The sequence below is a fragment of the Xanthomonas bromi genome (assembly GCF_900092025.1).
In the GTDB taxonomy this organism is placed as follows: domain Bacteria; phylum Pseudomonadota; class Gammaproteobacteria; order Xanthomonadales; family Xanthomonadaceae; genus Xanthomonas; species Xanthomonas bromi.
The window spans coordinates 1-23,229 of record NZ_FLTX01000028.1 but is presented as its reverse complement, the minus strand read 5'-3'; the positions used below and the strand labels follow the sequence as shown (position 1 = coordinate 23,229).

The 23,229-nt window shown below is 64.4% G+C and carries 15 protein-coding genes; 3 read left to right on the top strand and 12 right to left on the bottom strand.

What is annotated here, in order from left to right; translation table 11 throughout:
* Positions 1–1,398 (bottom strand): IPT/TIG domain-containing protein (locus tag XBLMG947_RS09860; protein WP_209437474.1); only part of this gene is annotated, 1,398 nt, incomplete at its 3' end.
* A gap of 76 nt (positions 1,399–1,474) precedes the next feature.
* On the opposite strand from XBLMG947_RS09860, the gene XBLMG947_RS09855 reads away from it, so the two are divergent.
* Complete coding sequence (locus tag XBLMG947_RS09855) at positions 1,475–2,536, top strand: cytochrome-c peroxidase (RefSeq protein ID WP_245228146.1); 1,062 nt, start codon at positions 1,475–1,477, stop codon at positions 2,534–2,536.
* On the opposite strand, the gene XBLMG947_RS22595 is transcribed toward XBLMG947_RS09855, so the two are convergent.
* The 9 genes from XBLMG947_RS22595 to glgA form a co-directional block, all read right to left on the bottom strand.
* The gene (locus XBLMG947_RS22595; protein ID WP_139074382.1) at positions 2,533–3,024 is read right to left on the bottom strand and encodes a hypothetical protein; all 492 of its coding nucleotides are present in this window, start codon (positions 3,022–3,024) and stop codon (positions 2,533–2,535) included. The genes XBLMG947_RS09855 and XBLMG947_RS22595 overlap by 4 nt on opposite strands.
* A gap of 180 nt (positions 3,025–3,204) precedes the next feature.
* On the bottom strand, positions 3,205–3,837 hold the full coding sequence (locus XBLMG947_RS09850; protein ID WP_065468194.1) for an NAD(P)H-binding protein: 633 nt from the start codon (positions 3,835–3,837) through the stop codon (positions 3,205–3,207).
* Positions 3,838–3,853: 16 nt separating this feature from the next.
* A complete protein-coding gene (glgX, locus tag XBLMG947_RS09845) occupies positions 3,854–6,016 on the bottom strand; it encodes a glycogen debranching protein GlgX (protein ID WP_065468188.1) in 2,163 nt (720 codons plus the stop codon).
* Positions 6,017–6,130: 114 nt separating this feature from the next.
* Positions 6,131–6,316: a DUF2934 domain-containing protein gene (locus XBLMG947_RS09840; RefSeq protein WP_065468186.1), complete on the bottom strand. Its 186-nt coding sequence runs from the start codon at positions 6,314–6,316 to the stop codon at positions 6,131–6,133.
* Positions 6,317–6,335: 19 nt separating this feature from the next.
* Positions 6,336–8,945 carry a malto-oligosyltrehalose synthase gene (treY, locus tag XBLMG947_RS09835; protein WP_065468184.1) on the bottom strand — a complete coding sequence of 870 codons (2,610 nt, stop codon included), beginning with the start codon at positions 8,943–8,945 and terminating at the stop codon, positions 6,336–6,338.
* Complete coding sequence (locus XBLMG947_RS09830; protein ID WP_065468182.1) at positions 8,942–10,891, bottom strand: 4-alpha-glucanotransferase; 1,950 nt, start codon at positions 10,889–10,891, stop codon at positions 8,942–8,944. The genes treY and XBLMG947_RS09830 overlap by 4 nt, the downstream gene beginning before the upstream one ends.
* Positions 10,888–12,645 carry a malto-oligosyltrehalose trehalohydrolase gene (treZ, locus tag XBLMG947_RS09825; RefSeq protein ID WP_065468180.1) on the bottom strand — a complete coding sequence of 586 codons (1,758 nt, stop codon included), beginning with the start codon at positions 12,643–12,645 and terminating at the stop codon, positions 10,888–10,890. The genes XBLMG947_RS09830 and treZ overlap by 4 nt, the downstream gene beginning before the upstream one ends.
* Positions 12,646–12,647: 2 nt before the next feature.
* Entirely contained in the window at positions 12,648–14,879 is a 2,232-nt protein-coding gene (locus XBLMG947_RS09820) for a 1,4-alpha-glucan branching enzyme (protein WP_065468177.1), read from the bottom strand.
* Positions 14,876–16,459 carry a glycogen synthase GlgA gene (gene glgA / locus XBLMG947_RS09815; protein ID WP_065468175.1) on the bottom strand — a complete coding sequence of 528 codons (1,584 nt, stop codon included), beginning with the start codon at positions 16,457–16,459 and terminating at the stop codon, positions 14,876–14,878. Before glgA ends, XBLMG947_RS09820 begins: the two co-directional genes overlap by 4 nt.
* 484 nt (positions 16,460–16,943) lie before the next feature.
* Between glgA and XBLMG947_RS09810 the strand changes: the two genes are divergently transcribed.
* Complete coding sequence (locus tag XBLMG947_RS09810) at positions 16,944–18,572, top strand: GGDEF domain-containing protein (RefSeq protein WP_065468173.1); 1,629 nt, start codon at positions 16,944–16,946, stop codon at positions 18,570–18,572.
* Here XBLMG947_RS09810 and XBLMG947_RS09805 read toward each other — a convergent pair.
* Both XBLMG947_RS09805 and XBLMG947_RS09800 read right to left on the bottom strand, forming a co-directional pair.
* Positions 18,569–19,945, bottom strand: a complete 1,377-nt coding sequence (locus XBLMG947_RS09805) for a glycoside hydrolase family 10-like protein (RefSeq protein WP_083993005.1) — start codon at positions 19,943–19,945, stop codon at positions 18,569–18,571. The two genes, XBLMG947_RS09810 and XBLMG947_RS09805, sit on opposite strands and share 4 nt — an antisense overlap.
* 203 nt (positions 19,946–20,148) lie before the next feature.
* Positions 20,149–21,090: a DUF808 domain-containing protein gene (locus XBLMG947_RS09800; protein ID WP_065468170.1), complete on the bottom strand. Its 942-nt coding sequence runs from the start codon at positions 21,088–21,090 to the stop codon at positions 20,149–20,151.
* A 241-nt stretch (positions 21,091–21,331) separates the two neighbouring features.
* Here XBLMG947_RS09800 and XBLMG947_RS09795 point away from each other — a divergent pair, with 241 nt between their 5' ends.
* Entirely contained in the window at positions 21,332–23,056 is a 1,725-nt protein-coding gene (locus XBLMG947_RS09795) for an ABC1 kinase family protein (RefSeq protein ID WP_065468169.1), read from the top strand.
* The last annotated feature ends 173 nt before the right edge of the window (positions 23,057–23,229 follow it).

Sequence of the window (23,229 nt, the reverse complement as noted above, 5' to 3'; positions counted from 1 at the left end):
GCTCATCGTCCGGTCGCCGTTATAAGGCGCATCGACGATCACGCTATAGGTGCCGGCTACTGTGTCAACCAAATTCGTCTGGCAGCCATTGCCGCTCACATAGCAATACTGATAGGCAGCATAGCTACCATCAGGTTTGTTGACCTGCAGATACACGTATGAAGCATTAGGTGCGACCAGGTCACTAAATCCCAAACCAAGGTTTTGACCTGCCGTCGTGGTAAACAAAATTCGCTTACTTTGTCCGGCGGCAGACAACGCCTGCGACAACTGAGCACCATTAGTAGATAACAGAGGCGCTTTTTCCAAAGCCAGCTTCCAAGTGGCAGGCGCGCTGACAGGACGTAATAGCAGCAAATAAGTTCCGCCAACCGCAACTCTAGGCAAATGGACAGTTGGACTTGTCGCAGAAACCGAGCCAGAAGCGATGCTGGTGTTTGCTGGACCATACGCAGTGTAGTCGACGGTCACTGTCCCGAGGCTACTGAACTGCAGGCTTGGAAAATCTCCCACAGCGGCGTCATACAGCACAGCAACTGCCTTCCCGGTTGCGTTGACCGCCAAGGTCTGCGCGGCAGCATTGAGCGTTAGCCGCTTCACAGACTCGATATTTGCGATTTCAACACCTGTGGGGGCCACTACCACGTCCTGACTGCTGGTGGCCGAACCATAGGGCGTAATAATCGTTACCTTGCCGCTGCCGACCTTGGCCGGAACTGGGAAAACGATCTGCGTGTTAGACGAACTTGATGTAGCGACCGCCCGTCCGTTGAGCAACGTCGAGGTTTGCCCTATCACAGGCAACAACTGTTTACCCGCAATCGCAACCTGCTCGCCAACTGCCACCAAAGTAGGAGCAACGGATGTGATCGTCGGAACCGCCGCAGCGGCATCAACGACGAAATTTACCGGACTTGTGGCTACGCCCGTGCCGACCGCCACTGAAATGGGTCCCGTGGTAGCGCCGGCAGGAACAGTGGCGGTTATCTCGTTGACGGTCGCAGCTACCGTCGTGGCGACAACACCATTGAACTTGACCGTGTTTTGTGTGGAAGTCGTACTGAAGCCCTGGCCCTTGATCTTGACGGTCGTGCCTGGAGCGCCACGCCCCGGACTGAAGGTGAAAATTGCCAATTGCCCTGCAGCGAATCGATCTACGGTGAGCAGATTGCCTATGCTGTCGTAAATGTATCGAGCACTAGCGCCGACATCGTCACTGACGGCAACCAACTTGCCGCTGCTGTCATAGACATAGTTGGCGGCTGACGACACCATCGACAAAAGCATTAATAACACTAGCAGGAGTACTTTACCTGCGCGCCAGAAGCCAAGTGAAGCCCGCTTAGACCAACGCATATCCATTGCTCGCCCGCGATACGAGGTCAATCGCCCTTCCATGAGGCTTCCTTTGATCCATTGAGCGATTAGCTCGGGGCTAGATTTTTGTGGCTGATATTAATACCCTGTTCAATCTTTGAAATCAAGAAAAATGTCGCGAAACGTCATCATTTACATCGTCTTGGCCATTGCCCTGCCATTGCTAGCAGTGAGATGGCTGGCCGGATTGGATCTGGACCAAGGGAAAGGCCCTCAGGCTAAGGCCGACTTGGGTGAGACTTTGTTTCGAGATACAACCCTCAGTGCAAGTCAGACCCTGGCCTGCACCTCATGCCATGACCCAAACAAAGCGTTTGCCCAAGACGTCGCGGTCCCTACTGTCTATGGTCAGCGGACCGGCACGCGGAACGTGCCGAGCTTGTTGGATCTTCCTCACTTCACTCACTTCTTCTGGGATGGTCGCGAGGAGCGGCTTGACCAAGCAGCGGTAGCTGCCTTCACCAATGAGGCCGAAATGGCTCAACCGGATATGAGTGTGGTGATCAAGGCGGTGTCACAGAAATTGGACTACCGAACACAGTTTCAGGCGGCGTTTGGCGATGAACGTGTCGATCAGGAACGCATCTCAAGCGCCATCCTGGCCTACCTAGCTTCTGTGACCACTGGCCGCAGCCGGTATGACGCTTTTGTCGCGGGGAACACTACTGCCATGACAATGGAAGAGCGGCGCGGCCTTGATGTGTTCCGTGGTAAAGCTGAATGTTCCTCATGTCACGCATTGGAGGGAGCACCGGCCGCTTTCACGGACAATCAGTTTCACCATTCCAACGTCGGGATGGATCGGATGGCTGGACAAGTCGCCACCACCATTGAGTCCTTTAAAACCAAGCGAGAGCAGGGTGTCCCAGTAGCTGCGCTAGTGTTGTCAGACCCTGACATTGCCGCATTAGGACGATTTGCAATCAGCGGCCAAGGCAATGACTTGGCGGCCTACCGCACACCAACGCTACGCAACGTCACCCGCACGCCACCGTATATGCACGATGGTAGCGTTCGAAGCCTTGAAGAGGCGATCCAACGCGAGATCTATTACCGCAGCCTTGCGCGCGGCACGCCGATCTCACTGACTGCGGGAGAACAGAAAGATTTGCACGCATTCCTGCATGCACTGGAAGACCTGCCACACAACACACATTAAGTTTTAGCGTCGACTTTCGCAGCAGCAGGTTGGCTCTGCACTACGTCAAACTCGCGCTGAACTACTTTTCCAGTTTTACCAAGGCGCGCTTCCAACAAATGGCGACCCTCCGACCAAGGCTGAGCAGGCCTGAACTCGAAGTACACCGAATCACTATTAGCGGCTAGCCGTTGAACCTTCTCATCTAGCACCTGACCATTCTTTAGATCGATCAACCGAAGCGAAATAGATAGCACCTCGGACCCAGAATGGGTGACTGACACTGTGACTGAAATCGGTGAGTCAGGACCCACCGGCTCGGACCGGTGCTGGGTTGTGGCCCCACTTCCCTTGGTCACCACCAGAATTTCCCGAATCTTTGCTGAACTCGCAGCTGCTAAAGGCGCTGTTGACGCTTGCGGCTCTTTTCCACCGCTGCCTGCAGGCGCGGTGCAACTGCACAATGCGCCAACCAACAAAACCAAAGTCCCTTTCATCAACAAATGCATAGCCGTTTCCTTCTGGCGAACCTGTCGCGGATAGAGCAAGGTTATCAGGAACCAGAGCTCCGCTGCATCTCAGCAAAGCAGCCGATTTTTCGAACGGACTCGTTGAGATTTGCTACGACTACGAGTCTGGCAAGACCATTGTCCTCTTAGCGTTATCCTGACCTAGGCAGACGCCTATCGCTAACCTACCAGCTCCGCAGCCTCGACGCTGTGCTCCCCACGCGCCGGCGCCAGCGCGGCGCTCACCATGGCGGCGGCGATACGTTCGGCCGGGTTGATGCGATAGCGGCATGGCAGCAGCGGGCCGAGCGCGCCAAGCACGAGGCTGCCGAGATGTTCGGCGGTACGGCGCTCTTCGCGCTCGCCACCGATCAAACCGGGCCGCACGAAGGTGAGCGAGGGAAAGCCGATCTCACGCAGGTCGCGTTCCAGTTCGCCTTTGACACGGTTGTAGAAGATGCGCGATTGCGCGTTGGCGCCGGCCGCCGAGTTCAGCACGAACACCGAGGTGCCCTGCGCGCAGGCGGCGCGCGCCAGCGCCATCGGGTAGTCGTGATCGATACGATAGAAGGCCTCGCGCGAGCCGGCCTGTTTCATGGTGCTGCCCAGCGCGCAGATGGCCGCTTCCATGCGCGGTGCGGTCCAGCTGGAAAGGCGCTCGAAATCGATCACCTGGTTACGCAGCTTGGGATGGATCTGCGTGAGCGGCCGCCGCGTGATCGCGACCACGCCGGTACAACGCGTATCGGCCAGCAACTGCTGCAACACCTGTTTGCCGACCAGACCGGTCGCCCCTGCCAACAACACATCCATCAGGCCACTCCGGTCATCAGCGCGCACCTTCGGAGACGATGCGCGCACTACTGACCACACGGTCGCGCTCCACTGCCAGCAAAGTGAGCGAATGCGCCGGCGCCTTCCATTCGCTACCGCCGGCCACCACGCGGCCACCGTGGCGTGCGGTGTCCACCAGCACGCGCCAGTGTTCGTCGTGCATGGCCGGCAGCGTGAACGTCACATGGGTGGATGCGGCGTTGATCAGCATCAGCAAGGTGACGTTGGCGGCGATCTCGCGCAGGCCGGTGGTGGGCGAGCGGCCATCCAGGCGCAGCATCAGCGCGCGCGCTTCCGGGTCGTGCCAACCGGCTTCGTCCATTTCGTGCCCGTCCGGTGCCAGCCAGGTGAGATCCTTCAAGCCCAGCGCTTCGTCGAACTTGCCGTCGAAGAAGCGTGCGCGATGCAGCAACGGATAACGCTGCCGGATGCGGATCAATCGGCGCACGAATGCGGCCTGGTCGGCGGCAGCGGCCTTGGTGGCGGCAGTCCAGTCGATCCAGGTCAGCTCGTTGTCCTGGCAATACGCATTGTTGTTGCCGTTCTGGCTGTGACCGAACTCATCGCCGGCCAGCAGCATCGGCGTGCCCTGCGATAACAACAAGGTGGCGAGCAGGTTGCGCATCTGCTGGCGACGCAGCTGCTTGATCGCCGGGTCGTTGGTCTCGCCTTCCACACCGTAATTGCACGAGATGTTGTGGTCGCTGCCGTCCCTGCCATCTTCGCCGTTGGCCAGGTTGTGCTTGCCTTCGTAGCTGACCAGATCGCGCAGGGTAAAACCGTCATGCGCGGTGACGAAGTTGACCGACGCGGTCGGCCTGCGGCCGCTACGGTTGAACAGATCCGCAGACCCGGTGAGGCGCGTGGCCAGCTCGGCCAGCTGGCCGCCGTCGCCGCGCCAGAACGCACGCACGTTGTCGCGGAACTTGTCGTTCCATTCCACCCAGCCCGGCGGAAAATTGCCCACCTGATAGCCACCGGGGCCGATGTCCCATGGCTCGGCGATCAACTTGGTCTGGCTGAGGACCGGGTCCTGACGCACGGCATCCAAGAAACTGCCGGATGGATCGAAGCCATAACGCTCGCGCCCAAGAATGCTGGCCAGATCGAAACGAAAGCCATCCACGTGCATTTCCTGCACCCAGTAACGCAGCGAATCCATCACCATGCGCAGCGCGCCGACATTGGTGAGATCGAACGTGTTCCCGGTGCCGGTATCGTTGATGTAGAAGCGGCGATCGTCGGCCAGGCGGTAATAGCTGGCGTTGTCGATGCCCTTGAACGAGAGCGTGGGGCCGAGCTCATTGCCTTCGGCGGTGTGGTTGTAGACCACGTCCAGCAGCACTTCCAGGCCGGCGTGATGCAACCGCGCCACCATCTGCTTGAACTCGGCCACGGTGCGCGTGGACATGTAACGCGCCTGCGGCGCGAAAAAGCCCAGCGTGTTGTAGCCCCAGTAATTGCGCAAGCCTTTTTCCAGCAGATATTGGTCGTCGACGAACGCGTGCACCGGCAGCAGTTCCACTGCGGTGACGCCGAGGGAGCTGATGTGGTCGATCAATTCGTCGGTCTTCAGCGCCGAAAACGTGCCGCGCTCTTCCTGCGGCACCGCCGGGTGCAGCATGCTCAAGCCGCGCACGTGCGCCTCGTAGATCACCGTGCGGGTCCACGGCGTTTGCGGCGGACGGTCCTGGCCCCAGGTGAAGGCCGGGTCGATCACCGCAGATTTGGGCATGAACGCGGCGCTGTCGCGGCGGTCGAAGCTGAGGTCCTTGTCGCGATGTCCGATGGTGTAGCCGAACAGATGCGGCGCCCATTTGAGTTCGCCCACGATCTGTTTGGCGTACGGGTCCAGCAGCAATTTATTGTGGTTGAAGCGGTGGCCGGCGTCGGGCGCATACGGCCCATGCACGCGATAACCATACAACTGGCCAGGACGTGCGTCGGGCAGATAGCCGTGCCAGACCTCGTCGGTGTACTCGGGTAGCGCAATCCGCTCTTGCTCGCGGCCACGGTCGTCGAACAGGCACAGTTCCACCCGGGTGGCATTGCGCGAATACAGCGCAAAGTTGACGCCTAATCCGTCCCAGGTGGCACCGAGCGGGTTGGGACGGCCTTCGCGGATGCGCGAGCGCTGGGTGAACTTGCGAGTGGCCATCGGTGACTCCTTAGAACGGTGAACGCAAACGGTGCGCGATTTTGCACTGGCGGAGCGATCCGCAGAACAGGGGTCGGTCTGCAGACCGACCCCTGCACGCTGCCACACACGCCGTTACTGACGTGCAGCGATCGGTGTGGCCGCGTACTCGGCGGCCTGCTCGCCCGCGCGTTCTTCGGCATCGACCAACCGCTCGGCCATGGCCCAGTGGCGGTCCGCGTGCCCGTCCGGGCGGCCCTCCGCTTCCCAGATCTCCCGTGCCAACTGGGCAAGCCGCGCCTGCCGTTCCGTGTCATTCATTGCGTACGTTCTCTCGGGGTCAATTTTCTTGGGACAACAACACGGCCATCGGCGCACGCGCAAACAGCGTAGAGAGCGCCACGCGGCCGCGCTGCGACTGCAGCGTGCTGCCGTCGAGCACATTACGGTATGTGCCCTCGCCCAAGGCCAACGACGCCTGACCCCAGGTCGCCGGCGCCACCAGCAACGGCAGATCGCCCTCGCCCTCAGCGCCAGCGCCCAGCCGCGTGACGGCCACCACCAGCGACTGTCCGCGGTACTGGCGGCGGAATGCCAACACCTGCGCATCGCCACCAGCCGACACGCTCAACGGCTGGTAGTCGCCCTTCGCAAATAGCCCAGGATATTCGCGGCGCAATTGCAGCAACAGCGCAGTAAGGCGCGCTTTGACTGCGCCATCGCGCCAACTGCGCAGCAGTGTGGTGACCTCGCGCGCCTGCTGCAGCCATTGCTGGCGTTGGGCGTAATCCACCGGGCGGCGGTTGTCCGGGTCCACCAGCGACAGATCCCAGCCTTCGGTGCCCTGGTACAGGTCGGGCACGCCGGGCACGGTCAGGCGCAAGGTGGTTTGCACCAGCGAATTACGCGCGCCGGCCGCCGCGATATGGTGACTGGCACGCAGCAGCGCGCGCCGCAGCGGCAACCCGGCGCGGCTGGTCAGCACCTGCTCCACGGTGGCCTGCACGGCCTGTTCGTAGTCGGCAGAGCCATCGGTCCAGCTGGTGTGCAGCTTGGCTTCGCGCACCGCCTTGAGCAGCCATTGCGCGATGCGCTCGGCGTAGTCGGCGAGCGGCTCGGTCTGGTCTGCCCCCAGGCCGAGCGGCCACGCGGCCACCAGGGTTTGCCACAGCATCTGCTGGTCGCCGCCGGCCAGCGCCGGCGCTTCCAGCGTGTCGGCCAAGGCATCGAAGTGAGCGCTCTGTTCGACCCACCACCGCGGCTGCTCGGACAGCACCGCCAGCCGCATGCGCAGGTCTTCGCCGCGCTTGTGGTCGTGGGTGGCGGTGGCCAGCAGCGCGCGCGGGTAGTGCTTGGCGCGCTCGAGATTCTGCGCATGGAAATCTGCCGCTTCGTTGGCGAAATGGGTCGGGTGGCTGCCGACCTCGTTGCGCGACAGCAGCACGCCATGCCGGTAGAACGCGGTGTCTTCCACCGACTTGGCATTGAGCGGCGCGGACAGTTGTTCCACACGACGGCGCAGGATGCGCCGCAAGGCGATCTGCGCACGGTCGGCGCCGGCATCGTCGAGCAACCAGCGCTCGATCGCATCCACGGCCGCGACGATCGATTCCGGCATGCCTTCGCGCGCACGTGCGGCAGTGGCGCGCAAACGTTCCGCTTCGCTGCCGGTGATGCCCTTGCTGCCGGCATAGGTGCGGTACACCGGGAACCAGCGCAGCAACACGCATAAACCGCGCGCCAGCATCTGGGGGCTGAACTCGCGCGTCGGCGGATCCAGCCGCGCCAACGCCGACAACGCACCGACAGCGCGATTGAATTCGGTCTGCAACGGGCCGCGCAGGATTTCATCGCGGGCGGTGCGTTCTTCCTGCGCGAAATCGCCACTGCGTCCGCTCACCCTCTGCCAGGCACGCGCCAACGGCTTGAAGCCGGCCGCGTCGTGCAGCACGCCGCCGACCTGGTCCATGAAGTCGTAACCGGTGGTGCCATCGCACGGCCAGTCGGCCGGCAGGTGCTCGCCGGGGGCGAGGATCTTTTCCAGATACAGGCCCAGCGTGCCGGGTTTGAGCCCGCGGGTGCGGCCGGCCGCGTCCAGCCGGCTGCGCAACTTGCGCACATAGCCGGTGGGGTCGGTGAGTCCGTCTACGTGGTCGATGCGCAGGCCATCCAGATGCCCCTCGGCGACCAGTCGCAGCGGCAATGCATGCACCGCGTCGAACACCGTCGGCAACTCCACGCGCAAGGCCACCAGCGAGGTGATATCGAAGAAGCGGCGGTAGTTGAGCATGTCGTTGCCCACGCGCCACCAGTTCAAGCGATACGGCTGGCGTTCGATCAATTTGTGCAGGCGGCCATCGCCGCGCTTGGCGCCGTCGTTGTAGTCGCGCAGCCACTGCGCCTGTGCGGCGTGTTCCGGGATGTCCAGCGTCTGCGGACGGATCGGATAGCGCTGGTCGTAATGCGCCAATGCGGCGCTGCCGTCGTCTTCGATCACCAATGTGATCAAGCCTTCGGCCAATGCAGCGGCATACGGGCGATCCAGCACCGCCAGCCACACCTTGCCATCGCGCCCCGGGGCGCGCCAATCGATATCGAACCAGTCGGCATGTTTGGCGCTGCGGCCATTGCGCAACACATCCCACCACCACGCGTTCTGCGCATGCGTGGCCATGTGGTTGGGCACGATGTCGGCGATCAGGCCCATGCCGTGTTCGCGCGCGGCATGCGACAAGGCGATCAGTGCGTCTTCGCCGCCGAGCTCGGGGTTGACCACGGTCGGGTCGATATTGTCGTAGCCGTGCGTGGACCCCGGCACGGCAGTGCCGGTCGGCGACAGGTACAGGTGGCTGATGCCCAGCCCGGCGTAGTAAGGCACTTGCGCGAGCGCATCGTGCAGCGTGAAACCGGCATGCAGCTGCAGGCGGGCGGTGGCGCGTAGATCGATCATGGATGCGGTTCCGAAACGGCCGCGACGCGACGCGCCTCGGCAAAGCCCTGCAGCGCAGTGGTCAGGCGCGCATGCGGCAAGGGATCGGGCAAGCGTCGACGCCAATTGGGATGGACTTCGACGGTGCCCGGCAGATTGGGTTGTTCGTCCAGCGCCAGCGCGTCTTCCACCGGCAACAAGGCCAATGGCGAGACGCTGGTGGCGGTGAAACGCAGCGCGCCCAGCAGCGGGTCCTGCGCACTGCTCAGGCCGGCGTGCTCGACGGCAGCCTCTAGCCGTGCCACGTCTTTGATGCGCGCTTTGGAATCGTCGCTGGCCTGCGCAGGCTGGATCAATTCCAGCTTGCGCCGCCAGTCGATATCGCGCCCTTCGCGCCAACCGGTGAGCGTCGGCAGATCGTGCGTGGTGGTGGTGGCAATCGCATCTGCGCGCCATCGCGCTGGCGAAACGAACGCGCCATCGTCGTTGCGGGTGAACATCAACACATCGATGCCCATCACGCCACGCCGCGACAGTTCTTCGCGGATGCCCGGCGGCACCACGCCCAGATCCTCGCCGATGACGATCGCCCGATGCCGCCATGATTCCAGCGCCAGCAGATTGAGCAGATCGTGCAACGGGTAGGCCAGATACGCGCCTTCGTTGGAGCTGGCGCCATCGGGCACCACCCACAGCCGCATCAGGCCCAGGACGTGATCGATCCGGATGCCGCCGCGGTCGCGCAGCACCGCACGCAGCAGCGCGATGTACGGGGCGTAGCCACTGCGCCGCAAGGCCGTGGGCGAATACGCGCCGATACCCCAATGCTGACCATCGGCATTGAAGGCATCCGGTGGCGCGCCCAGCACCAGCCCGCGCAACACGGTGTCGGCCGCTGCAGCGGCTTCGCCGCCGTTGGGGTCGAAGCCGACCGCCAGATCGGCGATCAAACCGATCTTCATGCCGCGCTCGTGCGCCTCGCGCTGCGCATCGGACCAACTGCGCGCGGCCAGCCATTGCGTGAACACATGCAACTGCGGATCGTTGTCGCCGAAATCCTGCGCGGCAAACCGCGCAAAGCCCTCCAGCGCCGCGCCGCCTGCGTTGCGGAAGGCGACCAGGTCAGGGTGATCGGGCGAAACGCGGGTGTACAACTGGCGCAGTAATTCCCACTTGGCATGCGCCGAGGCCTGCCAGTCGATCAATGCACCGTTGTGCAAGGTATCGAACCGTTCGCGCAGGCCGGGCACGGTGTTGATCGTCTCCAGTGCCGGTTCGCCCAGGATGCGCACCGGCGCAGCGTGCAACGGATCGAAAAAACGCCGATCGCTGGGCGAATACGGACTGTAACCGCCCGTCACCGGGCGCGACGCGTGCACCGGACTCAGGGCCAACGCATCGGCGCCGGCCAATGCCGCATGCCGCAGCCATTCCACGGTGCCGGCGGCATCGCCGATGCCGCCATCGTCCAGGCTGCGTGCCGAATACACCTGTAGGGCCATGCCCCAGGCGCGCGGCGATGGCTGGCCGCAGGCATCGGCAACGCTGAAGCAGCGCAGCGGCGCCACGGCCACCTGCTGGGTGATCGCACCGATCTGCAGCGTCCAGTAACCGAAACGTTGCGGAGCGCACACGTGCCCTTGCGCATCGGCACGTGCGTCTTCGCTGGCGCCGCTGTCGTCGGTCCAGCGGCCACTGGCATGTGCCGTCATGCGCAACGGCAGCGGCTCGCCCACCTGCACGGTCAGCAGCGGTGCCGGCTCGGCGGCCTGCGCCTGGCAGCGACGCAGGCTATCGGCGCGTTGCGCAGCCGTGGCTGCGGGCAACTCCAAGGCGGTGAGCACTGCATGCACCGATTGCGCGGAGACCTGCCGCGGCTGGTCGCTGGCATCCACCCAATCCACCATCACGCCGGCCGCCGCGGCCAGCGTGTTGAGGTCGTCCCCGCCCGGGTCGCGCACACTCATGCCTGCGCCTCGTGCCAGGCAATGAAGCCATCGACCGGCAGTTCCTGCGCATCGGCAGCGACGTTTTCCACATGCGCCACACGTCCGCGCCGCGGCGGCAGCGGTACTGGCCGGGTGCCGACGTTGAAGGCGATATGCCACAGCCCATCGGGCAATTCCCACGTGGCCGTCACCGCGCCATCGGCAAGCACGCTGGCACGTACGGCGCGCGCTTGCGCCAACCCCGGCACCAGCCAGCGACGACGCACATCCAGCAGCGCGGTGAACCAGGTCGTCCACTGCACACCTTCGCCCCGGGTGGCGTCTTCGATCGGCGAACGCGATGCCGCGAAGGTGGCATGGCTGTTCGGGTCGGGAATGGTGGCGCGCTGGGCTTCGTCGGCGAACGCGGCGAAGTGCGCGAACTCACGCCGACGCCCTTCGCGCACCGCGTCGTCCAACGGAGGACCGAAGTCGGTGAAGAACAGGAACGGCTGCTTGGCGCCCCACGGTTCGCCCATGAAAAACAACGGAATCATCGGCGTCAGTGCGGTCAGCGCCAAGGCCGCGCGCAAGCGTTGCGGCGACACCAGCACGCTTAGCCGCTCGCCGCGCGCGCGGTTGCCGATCTGGTCGTGATTCTGCGCAAACACGACGAATTTATGAGGCGGCAACGCACCACTGGGTTCGCCACGCACATGCCCGCGTGGGTCCGGCTCGCCCTGATACGCAAACCCTTCGCCAAGCACGCGCGCAAGGTGGTCGGTGGGCTTGTCGGCAAACGCGGCGTAGTAGCCTTCTTCTTCGCCGGTGAGCAGCACATGCAAGGCGTTATGGAAGTCGTCGTCCCATTGCGCGGTATAGCCACGTTGCAGCTGCGAGGCCTGGTTGGCCTCGTTTTCCAGCACCAGATGCACATGCCTGCCGACCGGCAAACTGGCCTCGATGGTCTCGCGCAAGGTATCCAGGAATGCGTTCGGCGAAATGGCATGCACCGCGTCCAGACGCAGCCCGTCGAAGCCGTATTCGTGCAGCCACATCAGTGCGTTGTCGAGAAAATACCGCTGCACCGGCGGCTTGCGGAAATCGATCGCTGCACCCCACGGGGTGGGCTTGTCTTCGTTGAAGAACGGCGCAGCGTAACTGTGCAGGTAATTCCCGTCCGGGCCGAAGTGGTTGTAGACCACATCCAGCAATACCATCAGGCCATGCCCGTGCGCGGCATCGATCAAGGCCTTCAGTTCGTCCGGGGTGCCGTAGGCTTCCACCGGCGCATACGGCAGCACGCCGTCGTAGCCCCAGTTGTGCGCGCCGGGGAACGCGCTCAGCGGCATCAGCTCGATGGCGGTGATGCCCATCGCCGCCAGCTGCGGCAGTTGCGCCTGCACACCGGCATAGCCGCCGCAGGTGCCCACATGCAACTCGTAGATCACCGCCTCGTCCCACGGCCGCCCCTGCCACTGGGTGTTCTGCCAAGCGTAGCCATCGGTTGACTGGACCGCGCTGGGGCCGTGCACGCCCTCGGGCTGCCAGCGCGAGGCCGGGTCCGGCACAGGCTCGCCGCCGTCGATGCTGTAGCGGTAGCGTGCATCGGCTGCGCAGTCGATCACGGCGCTGAAAAAACCGTCCTGTCCGGCCTGCAGCGCGTTGCGCGCGCCGTCGTCGAAGACCACGTCCACGTGCTTGGCCTCCGGTGCCCAGAGTGCAAAGCGCACCTGTCCCTCACCCGCCGGCCAGGCGCCCCATGCCGGTGGGATTGCGTTGCGCTGATTCATCGTTATTTCTCCGCTTGCAGGTAGATCGTGGCCAGCGGCGGTAGGGTCAGGCGCAGGCGTTGCGCATGCCCATGCATGCCCAGCGGCTCGGTCGCAAGACGACCGCTGTTGCCGAGGTTGCTGCCGCCGTAATGGGCACTGTCGGTGTTGAGGATCTCGCGCCAGATGCCGGCACGCGGCACCCCCACGCGATAGTGGTGATGCGGTTGCGGGGTGAGGTTGCTCACCGCCAGCAGGGGGGCGGCGCCGTCGGGATCGTGGCGAATGAAGGCCAGCACGCTGTTGCGGGCATCGTCGGCCACGCTCCAGTCGAAACCGTCGGCGCGATGGGTGCCGCGATACAGCGCCGGCGTGCGGCGCAACGCGGCGTTGAGATCGCCCACCAGTTGCTGCACGCCGCGATGGCGCGCGTTGTCGAGCAGATGCCAATCCAGCGATTGGTCGTGGTTCCAGTCGGCCCGCTGGCCGAATTCGGCGCCCATGAACAGCAGCTTGTCGCCCGGGTGCGCCCACATCAGCGCCAGATACGCGCGCAGGTTGGCGAAACGGCGCCAGTCGTCGCCCGGCATCTGCCCGAGCAGGCCACCGGTGCCGTGCACGACCTCATCGTGCGACAACGGCAATACAAACCGCTCATCGAATGCGTACACCAGCCCGAAGGTGAGCTGGCTATGGTGATGCGCCCGTTCGACCGGATCGCGCTGCATATAGCTCAGCGTGTCGTGCATCCAGCCCATATTCCATTTGTGCGTGAAGCCCAGGCCGCCATCGCTGATCGCCGCGGTCACACCCGGCCAGGCGGTGGATTCTTCGGCAATGGTGAGCACGCCGGGAAACTGCGCGGCAATCTCGCGGTTGAGCTGGCGCAGGAACGCCACTGCCTCCAGATTCTCGCGGCCGCCATGCGCGTTGGGCACCCACTCGCCTTCGGCACGGCCGTAGTCGCGATACAGCATCGAGGCCACCGCATCCACGCGCAGGCCGTCGAGGTGGTAATGGTCGATCCACTCCAGCGCGCTGCCCAGCAAGTAAGCCGTCACTTCCGGCCGACCGTAGTTGTAGATCAACGTATTCCAGTCGCGATGCACGCCTTCGCGCGGGTCTGCATGCTCGTACAGGGCAGCGCCGTCGAACTGCGCCAGCCCGTGTGCATCGCCCGGGAAATGTGCGCTGACCCAGTCCAGGATCACGCCGATGCCGGCGCGATGGCAGGCATCGACGAACTGCGCAAACCCGTCCGGGCTCCCGTGCCGCGCGGTGGGCGCATACAGGCCCAGCGGCTGGTAGCCCCAGGAACCACCGAACGGGTGCTCGGTGATCGGCAGCAATTCGATATGGGTGAAGCCGAGTTGCTGTACGTAGGGAATCAGCTGCTCGGCCAGGGTCGGCCAGTCCAGCGGCTGATTGTGTCCGTCGCGTCGCCAGGACGCGGCATGCACTTCGTAGATCGACAGCGGCGCCGGCACGGCGCCGGGGGCGCGGTTGGCCATCCAGGCCGCATCGGTCCAGGCGAAGGTGGCGTCGCTGCACACCACCGAGGCCGTGGCCGGCGGCAATTCGGTCTGCCGCGCCACCGGATCGGCCTTGAGCAGCACCCGCCCATCGGCTGCGGTGACGGCGTACTTGTAGCGGGCGCCGGCTTCCACTCTCGGCAGGAACAGCTCCCAGAAGCCGCCAATGCGCTGGCGCATCGGATGCCGCCGCACGTCCCAGCCGTTGAAGTCGCCGACCACCGCCACGCGTTGCGCATGCGGCGCCCACACCGCAAAGCGCACGCCCGGCACATCGCCACAGTGCAGATGCCGGGCACCCAGCGCGCGGCGTAACGCCTGGCCATCGCCGGCGGCGATCTGCAGCAACAGCGATTCGTCCAGCGTGGCCGCGAAGGCGTACGGGTCTTCGATCTCCTGCACCATGTCCGGCCACACGATACGCAACCGGTACGGCCCTTCGACCGCGAGGGTGCCATCGAAAAAGCCGTCGATCGGGCTGGCCTGCATGCGTGCCAGCAACTTGCCGCGCGGGTCGATGACCCCCATCGCCTCGGCGCCCGGCGCCAGCACGCGCACCTGCCGACGACCATCGGCCAGCGGGTGCGGTCCGAGGACCGCAAATGCGTCGGCCGGTAAGCCATCGGCCAGTGCCTGCAGGGTCTGCGTCATCTCCGAGATCCCGTCCCTGGTCACGCCGTCTGTTTCCTTGCCCTGCTCCTGCCCGCCTTGCCGTTCGCTCATGACACCGTCGCGAGCGCGGGCGCGGTGGCAGCGGTGTGTTCGTACAGCGACAGGTATTTCTTGCCCGCCACGTCCCAACCACTGGGACGCAGCATGGCCGCGCGCCGCATGGCCGCCAGCAGGCTGGGCAGGCGGAACGTGCGGAAGGCGCGCTCCAGGCAGCGGCGCAAGGCTTCGACGCTGGCATGCTGGAACAGGAAACCGGTGACGCCGTCATCCACGGTGTCGATCAGCCCGCCGGTGGCATGGGCGATCGGCAGACAGCCGAAGCGCTGTGCGTACATCTGGCTCAGGCCGCAGGGCTCGAAGCGCGAGGGCATCAGCAGGAAATCTGCGCCGGCGAACATGCGCCGCGCCAGGCGTTCCTCGAAGCCGATGAAGGCCCCGATCTGGCCCGGATAGCGCCGGGTCAGCTCGGCCACCTGGCGTTCGATCTCCGGTTCGCCGCCACCGATCACCGCGATCTGGCCGCCGGCCGCCACGATCTGCGGGGCAACCTCGCAGATCAGGTCCAGGCCCTTCTGGTGCACCAACCGCGAAACCACCGCGAACAGCGGGCCGGTACTCTCGCGCAGCCCGAATGCCTTGCGCACCTGCGCCGCATTGGCCTGGCGCCCTTGCCACTGGTTCACGCTGAAGTGCGAATCGAGGTACGCATCGGTGCGCGGGTCCCAACTGGCGTCGATGCCGTTGACGATGCCAGTCAACGCGCCCTTGGCAGCGCGACCGGCCAGCAGCCGATCCAGCCCGCAGCCCTGCGCCGGGCCGGTGATCTGCTTGGCATAGCTGATGCTGACGGTGTTGACGTGGTCGGCGTTGACGATGCCGCCGCGCAGGAACGACATCTGCCCGTAGAACTCCAGCTCGGCCACGCGCTCGGCCGGGATGCCCAGCGCGGACGCCATCGAATACGGCACCAGGCCCTGGTAGGCCAGATTATGGATGGTCAGCAGGCACGGCGTGGTGCCGCCGGACCAGCGCACATAGCCGGCCGCCAGCGCGCACGGCCAGTCGTTCAGATGCAGCAGACGCGGCTTCCAGCCAAGCCCTGCATGGCCAGCGGCAATCTGCGCGGCGGCATGCGACAAGGTGGCGAAGCGGATCGCGTTGTCTTCGAATTCGGAACCGCTGGTGCTCACATACGGCGAGCCGTCGCGCTCGAACAGTTCCTTGGACAACAGGATGTAGATCGGCAGCCCGTCGGACTGCACGATGCGGCCGATGTCGCAGGCCGGCAGCGCGGCATACGCCAACACGCGGCCGACGATCTCCACCTTGCCGGCGCGCTCGAGCACGGCGCGGTAGCCGGGGATCAGCACGCGGACGTCGTAGCGGTGGCGCAGCGCGCGCGGCAGCGCAGCGGCCACATCGCCCAGGCCGCCGGCCTTGATGAAGTCCGCCATCTCCGACACCACGAACAAGGCGCCGCGCGTGTCTGCCAACGAGACCGGCAAGCGCTCGTGGTGACGGATGAAACGGCCACGCGCATCGCGCGGTCGCCCGCTCTTCTTCAAAGTCGGGAGCATCGTGCTGCGCTCTAATCGTGCGGTAGTAGCGTGAAGCGGCATCATGGCAACCATCAAACGTCCGTCGTGATGTGGGTGGGGACGGAAAAACGGCGAAGCGGAAACCACCGTCTGCCGATTCAGCCAGACGACTTGCTACGAATGAGGAGCGTGGACAACGCGCGTACTCCACGTCGTCCTTGCTGATGAATCTACACCCCGACCAAATAAAATATGCGTGAACACGTGCTGACTTTTCTGCGACAGCCGCATTTCGTTATGCAGGTTCACGCATGCGTGCAGGCATAAGCGCCACATTGCAGTGCAATGACATCCCCGTATCGGTGCACAGGCGGCGAAGTGCACCGAATGCGGGAGTGCGGCCGCGTTTCGCCATCCTCTGGATAACTTGTTCATTGATGCCATTGGGTCGCCTATCGCAACCTCGCTTCGTTTGTCGCTACATGCTGGCGCGGCACGCTGCGGTCCGGCTTGCTCAAGCGCCCCATTTGCGCGCCGATAACGAGCGTTAGCACAAGACATTTAGAGACCCTGGCGCATGGCAGACCAGCCCGAACACACAAGCCGCCCACGGGGCGGGCTGCGCCGCCTGTTACCCTGGGCCGGCGCGGACACCGCGCGCAGCGCCGCTACCCTGCCGACGGTGATCAACGGCGAGCGCAGCGGGCAGGGTCTGGCCGCCCATCAGCTGGTGCCGGCCAAAGCCAGGTCCGGCGCACACGATCCAGCCGCCGCCACCGCCTTGTTGATGCGACTGTTTTCGCATGCAGCGCATCCGGAGGCGCTGCTGCTCGCGTTCGCCGAGGGCATCGCCAGCCTGCACGGCGAGCTCGGCGACATGGGCGTGCGCCTGAGCGCGGCATATGCGGCTGGCGATTGGCCCGGCTATGGCCGTGCCTTGCGTCAGCTGATCGACAAGTACATCCGCACCATCGACATCGGCGATTCGCTGGCCGAAGGCCGCACCGAGGCCGAGCAGCTGCGCGACCTGCTGCGTCACGCGCTGGGCAATGCCCTGGCCACCCTGTTGCAACGTAGCCCGGAGCTGGCCGAAGAGGCCCAGACATTGGCCTCGGCCCTGCGTCACTGGCGCCCCGGCCATGAGCTCATCACGCTGGAACAGCGCCTGCGCGAGCTCAGCCACCAGATCGGCCTGCGCGCCGAAGATGCCAGCGAACAACAGAACCTGTTATTGGGCTTGTTCGACCTATTATTGGAGAACGTCGGCGAACTCCTCGACGATCGCAGCTGGTTGCAGGGCCAGATCTCGGTGGTGCGGCAGCTGATTTCCGGCCCGCTGGACGTCAGTTCCATCGAACAGGCGCGCGGCACCTTGCGCGAGGTGATCTACAAGCAAGGCTTGCTCAAGCAGGGCATCGCCGAATCCAAGACCGCCATGCGCGAGATGATGGTGTCCTTCGTCGACCGGCTCGATGGCATGGCCACCAGCACCGGCGAATACCACGACCGCGTGGCCGGTTATTCGCAGGCGATCGGCGAAGCGCGCGGCATCCCCGACCTCAACCGGCTGCTGCAGGATCTGCTGCAGGACACCGCCGGTGTGCAGGCGCAGGCGCTGGCGGCGCGCGACGAACTGCTCTCGGCGCGGCGGCAGGTGGAAGATTCCGAACAACGCATCGCCTCGCTCGAACAGGAGCTCAAGGACGTTGCCGGCCTGGTGCGCGAAGACCAGTTGACCGGCGCGCTCAACCGGCGTGGCTTCGAAGAACTGTTCCAGCGCGAGGCGGTGCGCACCCAGCGCAGCGGCCAGCCGCTGTGCGTGGCGATGCTGGACCTGGACGATTTCCGCCGCCTCAACGAGACCCACGGCCATGCCGGCGGGGACGCGGCGCTGCGCCATACGGTGGACGTGGCCAAGGCCGTGCTGCGCACCACCGATGCCATCGCCCGCTTCGGCGGCGAAGAATTCGTCTTGCTGCTGCCGGACTCGACCATTTTCGAAGCCAGCGCGGCGGTGATCCGCCTGCAGCGTGCATTGTCGCAACGCTCGCTGCTGCATGACGATGTGCGCGTCTTCGTCAGCTTCAGCGCCGGTGTCGCGTTGCGCAGCACCGACGAGACGCAGGACGAGGTCATCCGCCGCGCCGACCGCGCCATGTACGACGCCAAGGCAGCCGGCAAGAACCGGGTCATCAACGCCGGTTAATCCCCCTGCCAACGCAGCTTCAGGTAATCCACGACCTGCGCGGTCTGGGGCTGGGCCAGGAATCCATGGCGAAACAGCATGCATCCACGGATCTGCGGCAATGCGGCGTTGAGATCCAACTGGCGGGCGATCTCAGGAACACCGCCTGCAACCGTCCAGTCCGGCTCCAATACGTTGGCGGTACCTACCTTGTACAGCGCCATGCCGATATAGAGCTGCACACGCCCGTTGCCGACGGTGTCGGCCCACCAGCGCGCGATGGTGTCGTAACGCACGATTTGCCGTGCAAACGGCCAGTAGATCTGCGGCACGATGTAATCGATGAGCTCTTCGCGCACCCAGCGCCGGGTATCGGCATAGGCGACATCGAACGAGGGCGCACCTGCCTGCGTGTCCGATCCGCGAGGATCGTCCTGCCGATTGCGCCAGACGCCTGCAGGACTGACCCCGAACGCCACGCCTGGCCGGATCGCCCGAATGGTCCTGCCCACATCGCGCATCAAGCGATAGGTGTTGTCGCGTCGCCAATCGCCTTTGTCGGCAAAACCTGCTCCGTGGCGCGCATAGGTCTGTGCGTCGTCCAGTGGGGACTGGGCAGTTTCGCTGTAGAAATAGTCGTCGAACTGCACACCATCCACGTTGTAACGGACAATCAACTCTGCCACCACGGCGCAGAGCCAGCGACGCACAGCGGGAATGCCTGGATCAAGCACCAGCCGGTCGGCGGCCACCCCGACCCACTCGGGATGCTGCGCATACACGCTGGGCGGGGAATCGCTCGATGCAGCGCTCAACATCTCCAGCGTGGCGGGGCTGATGTTGGTCGAAACACGGTAAGGATTGAGCCAGGCATGGACCTGGATGCCACGTGCATGTGCGTGGTGGAGCAAGAACGCCAATGGATCAAAACCTGGGTCTTTCCCCAACACGCCTGTCAGCACCTGCGACCACGGCAGGATCTGCGAGCGGTAGAGTGCATCGGCGCATGGCTTGACCTGAAAGATCAGCGTCGTGAGATGCAGCGCTTGCGCCTGATCGAGAATCGTCAGCAGTTCTTGCTGTTGGACCATGACGCGTGCGACCGGATCGGCGATGCGCGAGGACGCCGCGCTTGGCCAATCAAGATTGAGCAAAGTCGTCACCCAGGTGGCCCGCATCTGGCGGTGTTCGGGGAACGCTGCCCGCGCCGGCGTACCGGTCATGCTTGCAGCAATTGCCACCGGCCCCAAACTCAGAAAGCGCCTGCGCCCGATCGCTGCGCACGCGCGGGTCGGTGCGGCGTGCGTATCGTTGGTTGCTTTTGCCGAGTCTGTCTGCGGGGATGCGGGCGCAGCGCCGCCTGCATCCCCGCGATCGTTGATCCGCTCCTGCATGCTGCCTCCCATCGATTGTCTGTCACAGGAACTGGCCAAACCAGTCCGACACATGGCGATGCCAGCGCAATCAGCCCACCTGGCCCACACCGCACACGCGCCCTGGTGTAAGTCTAGCAAGCGCCACAGGCAAGCGCATAGACGTGATCGACAGCGTCCACATCACTTCGCTTGCCGCCTCAGCAATCGGCCAAGGCACACGATCAATGCACGTTCTTGCTGCCGCGCAGCTTCTGGAACAGCATCACCGCACCCAGCACGATCGCGCCGGCCACCAGGCCCACCAGCATGTTGCCCAGCGCTTCGACCAGCCAGCCCATGCCGCCGGCGGACTTGGCCAAGTTCATGACCAGATGGTGCAGGAGCGGGGTGTCCTTGACCAAGATATGACCACCGACTAAGAACATCGCGACCGTGCCAGCAACTGATAGGAATTTCATCAGCCAAGGCGCGGCAATAAGAATGCCGCGACCAAACGCAGCCAATGCCGCGCCCTTCTTGCTTAGATAGAGACCCAGGTCGTCTAACTTTACGATGGCTGCAACCAAGCCATAAACGCCGATTGTCATGACCAATGCGATCGCCACTACAGTCAAAACCTGCTGTTCAAAGGGCGCTCCACTTACCGAGCCAAGGGTGAGCACGATGATCTCCGCCGACAGGATGAAATCGGTGCGGACCGCACCCTTCACCTTGTCCTTTTCCAGCGCCACCACATCCACGGTCTCGTCGGCCAGCACGCGGGTGCGCTCGGCATGCCGCTGCGCTTCTTCTTCATCGTTGTGCAGGAACTTGTGCGCCAGCTTTTCGACGCCTTCAAAGCACAAATACGCACCACCGATCATCATCAGCGGCATCACCAATGGCACGTTGTAGCCGCGCCCGCGTAGCCAGGCCTCCAGCGCGCTGATCGCCAGCGCCGCCGGCACCAGGATCATCTTGTTGACCAGCGAACCCTTGGCCACCGCCCACACCACCGGCAACTCGCGGTCGGCAGTGACCCCGGTGACCTGTTGGGCATTGAGCGCCAGATCGTCGCCGAGCACGCCAGCGGTCTTCTTGGCCGCAACCTTGGTCAGGATGGAAACGTCGTCCAGCAGCGTGGCGATGTCGTCGAGCAGGGTGAACAGGCTGGCACCGGCCATGCAGAGATCCTTCTTGGGTGGCCGTGAATTCTCGCCGATTCAACGCCCGCGCGGGGTGATGAGCAGCCATCGCACGGTCGTTGCGTGCCGTTGACAGGGCGATGCAGGCGTCGCTGCGCGTAGGCGTGCGGCCGTTCACGCCAGCCTTGAGCAGGCTTGCCGGCGTTGCGTGGGAGCGCCCGGATTCACCACGCGACGACCCGCCGCTGGCCACACTCGCCGCCTGCACGACGCCCCGGAGATGGCCTTGAGTCCGAACGACCCGCACCGCGCCCCGGCCCAGGCCGCAGCCCCGGCAGAGAACGCCGTGGTGGGCGGCATGAGCCGGCGGACGCAGATCCTGCGCCTGCTGCTGCGCTATCGCGGCTCGGGCGTGTTCGCCGGCATGAATCTGGACCCGGCGGCGATCAACGAATACGAAGTGCCCGCCGAAGGCACCCCGGACCAGTTCGTCTCCGACCTCGAATCGCTCGGCCCCACCTTCGTCAAACTGGGCCAGATGCTGTCCACCCGGCCGGACATCGTGCCGCCGGAGTTCGCCACCGCACTGGAGCGCATGCAGGAGAACACCAGCTCGGTGCCGGTGGAGCGCATCCGCCAGACCATCGAGGAAGAGCTCGGAGTCTCGGTCAACAAGGCATTCTCGTTTTTCGACCCGGTGCCGCTGGGTTGCGCCTCGCTGGCGCAGGTGCACCGCGCCGCGTTACGCGACGGCACACCGGTGGCAATCAAGGTGCAGAAGCCCGAAGTGGCCGCCCAGGTGCGTTCGGACCTGGACGTGCTCAAAAGCTTTGCCAACGCCGCCGACCGCCTCACCGGCATCGGCCGCCGCGTGCGCTTTGCCGACTGGCTGGGCGAGTTCGGCAAGACCCTGCGCGCAGAACTCAATTACGAAGACGAAGCCGAAACGTTGGTGCGCTTCGGCAAGCATCTCAAGCCGTTCCCGCTGTTGTGGGTGCCGCAACCGGTGTGGGACCTGAGCAGCCGCAAGGTGCTGACCATGCAGCTGGCCGAAGGCGTGCGCGTGGACAAGATCTCCGGCCTGCGCCGCACCGAGCAGCCGATGGACAACCTGGCGGCCGAACTGGTCAAAGGGTATCTGGACCAGATGTTCGTGCATGGCGAAATCCACGCCGACCCGCATCCGGGCAACCTGCGCGTGCTGCAGGACGGACGTCTGGCCATCTTCGACCTGGGCATGGTCGCGCATGTACCGCCGCGCTTGCGCGAGCGCTTGCTCAAGCTGCTGTTCGCCGCCGTCGACGGGCGCGGCGAAGAAGTGGCTGAAGAGACCATCGCGCTCAGCACGCGGCTGGAGGATTACGACGAAGAGCGCTACCAGCGCGAAACCGGGCAGATGATCGCGCGCTATGCCGCCCACGACGCCACCTCCGAAGGCCGCGTGGTGCTGGATCTGGTGCGCATCGCCACCGCGAATGGCCTGCGCACGCCACCGGAGTTGAGCCTGCTCGGCAAGACCCTGCTGAATCTGGAAGGCGTGTGCCGCGCGTTGTCGCCCACCCTGGATACGCGACGCATCGTGGAGCGCCATCTGCAGCACGTGATGCGGGCGCGCCTGAAAAAATCCCTGTCTGCTGCCAACCTGGCCAGCGAGGCGATGGAACTGCAGCATCTGGTGCGCGAAGGACCGCGCCGCCTGTCGGAGATCCTGTCGCTGGCTGCCGAAAATCGCTTGCAGATGCGCGTGACCGGGCTGGAAGAATCGCATCTGATGGAAAGCCTGCAGAAGATTGCCAATCGCGTTGCCGCAGGCATCGTCACTGCCGCGCTGATCATGGCATCGGCGCAGATGATGCGCATCGAAACCGGCCTGAAGCTGTGGGGCTACCCGGCAATCGCGATGGTGTTGTTCCTGCTCGGCGTCTTTCTGGGGCTGGGCATCGTGGTCAGCGCGCTGTTATTCGACCGCCGCGTGCGCGCACGCGAAGAGCGTGGACACCGCTAGCTTCAAAAGAGGGCGGTTTGACAGTCAATGGGTAATTTGTTTCGTCCGCGACGCTACTCTAGCCCGGATAAGTAAGCATCCAGAGTTCATCCTTGGCTAGGGAAGGTCTGAACAACGAGGCCTGAGAGTGTAGGATGTCGCGTCGTAGCGGAGAGTGGTGTTTGGATCTTAGG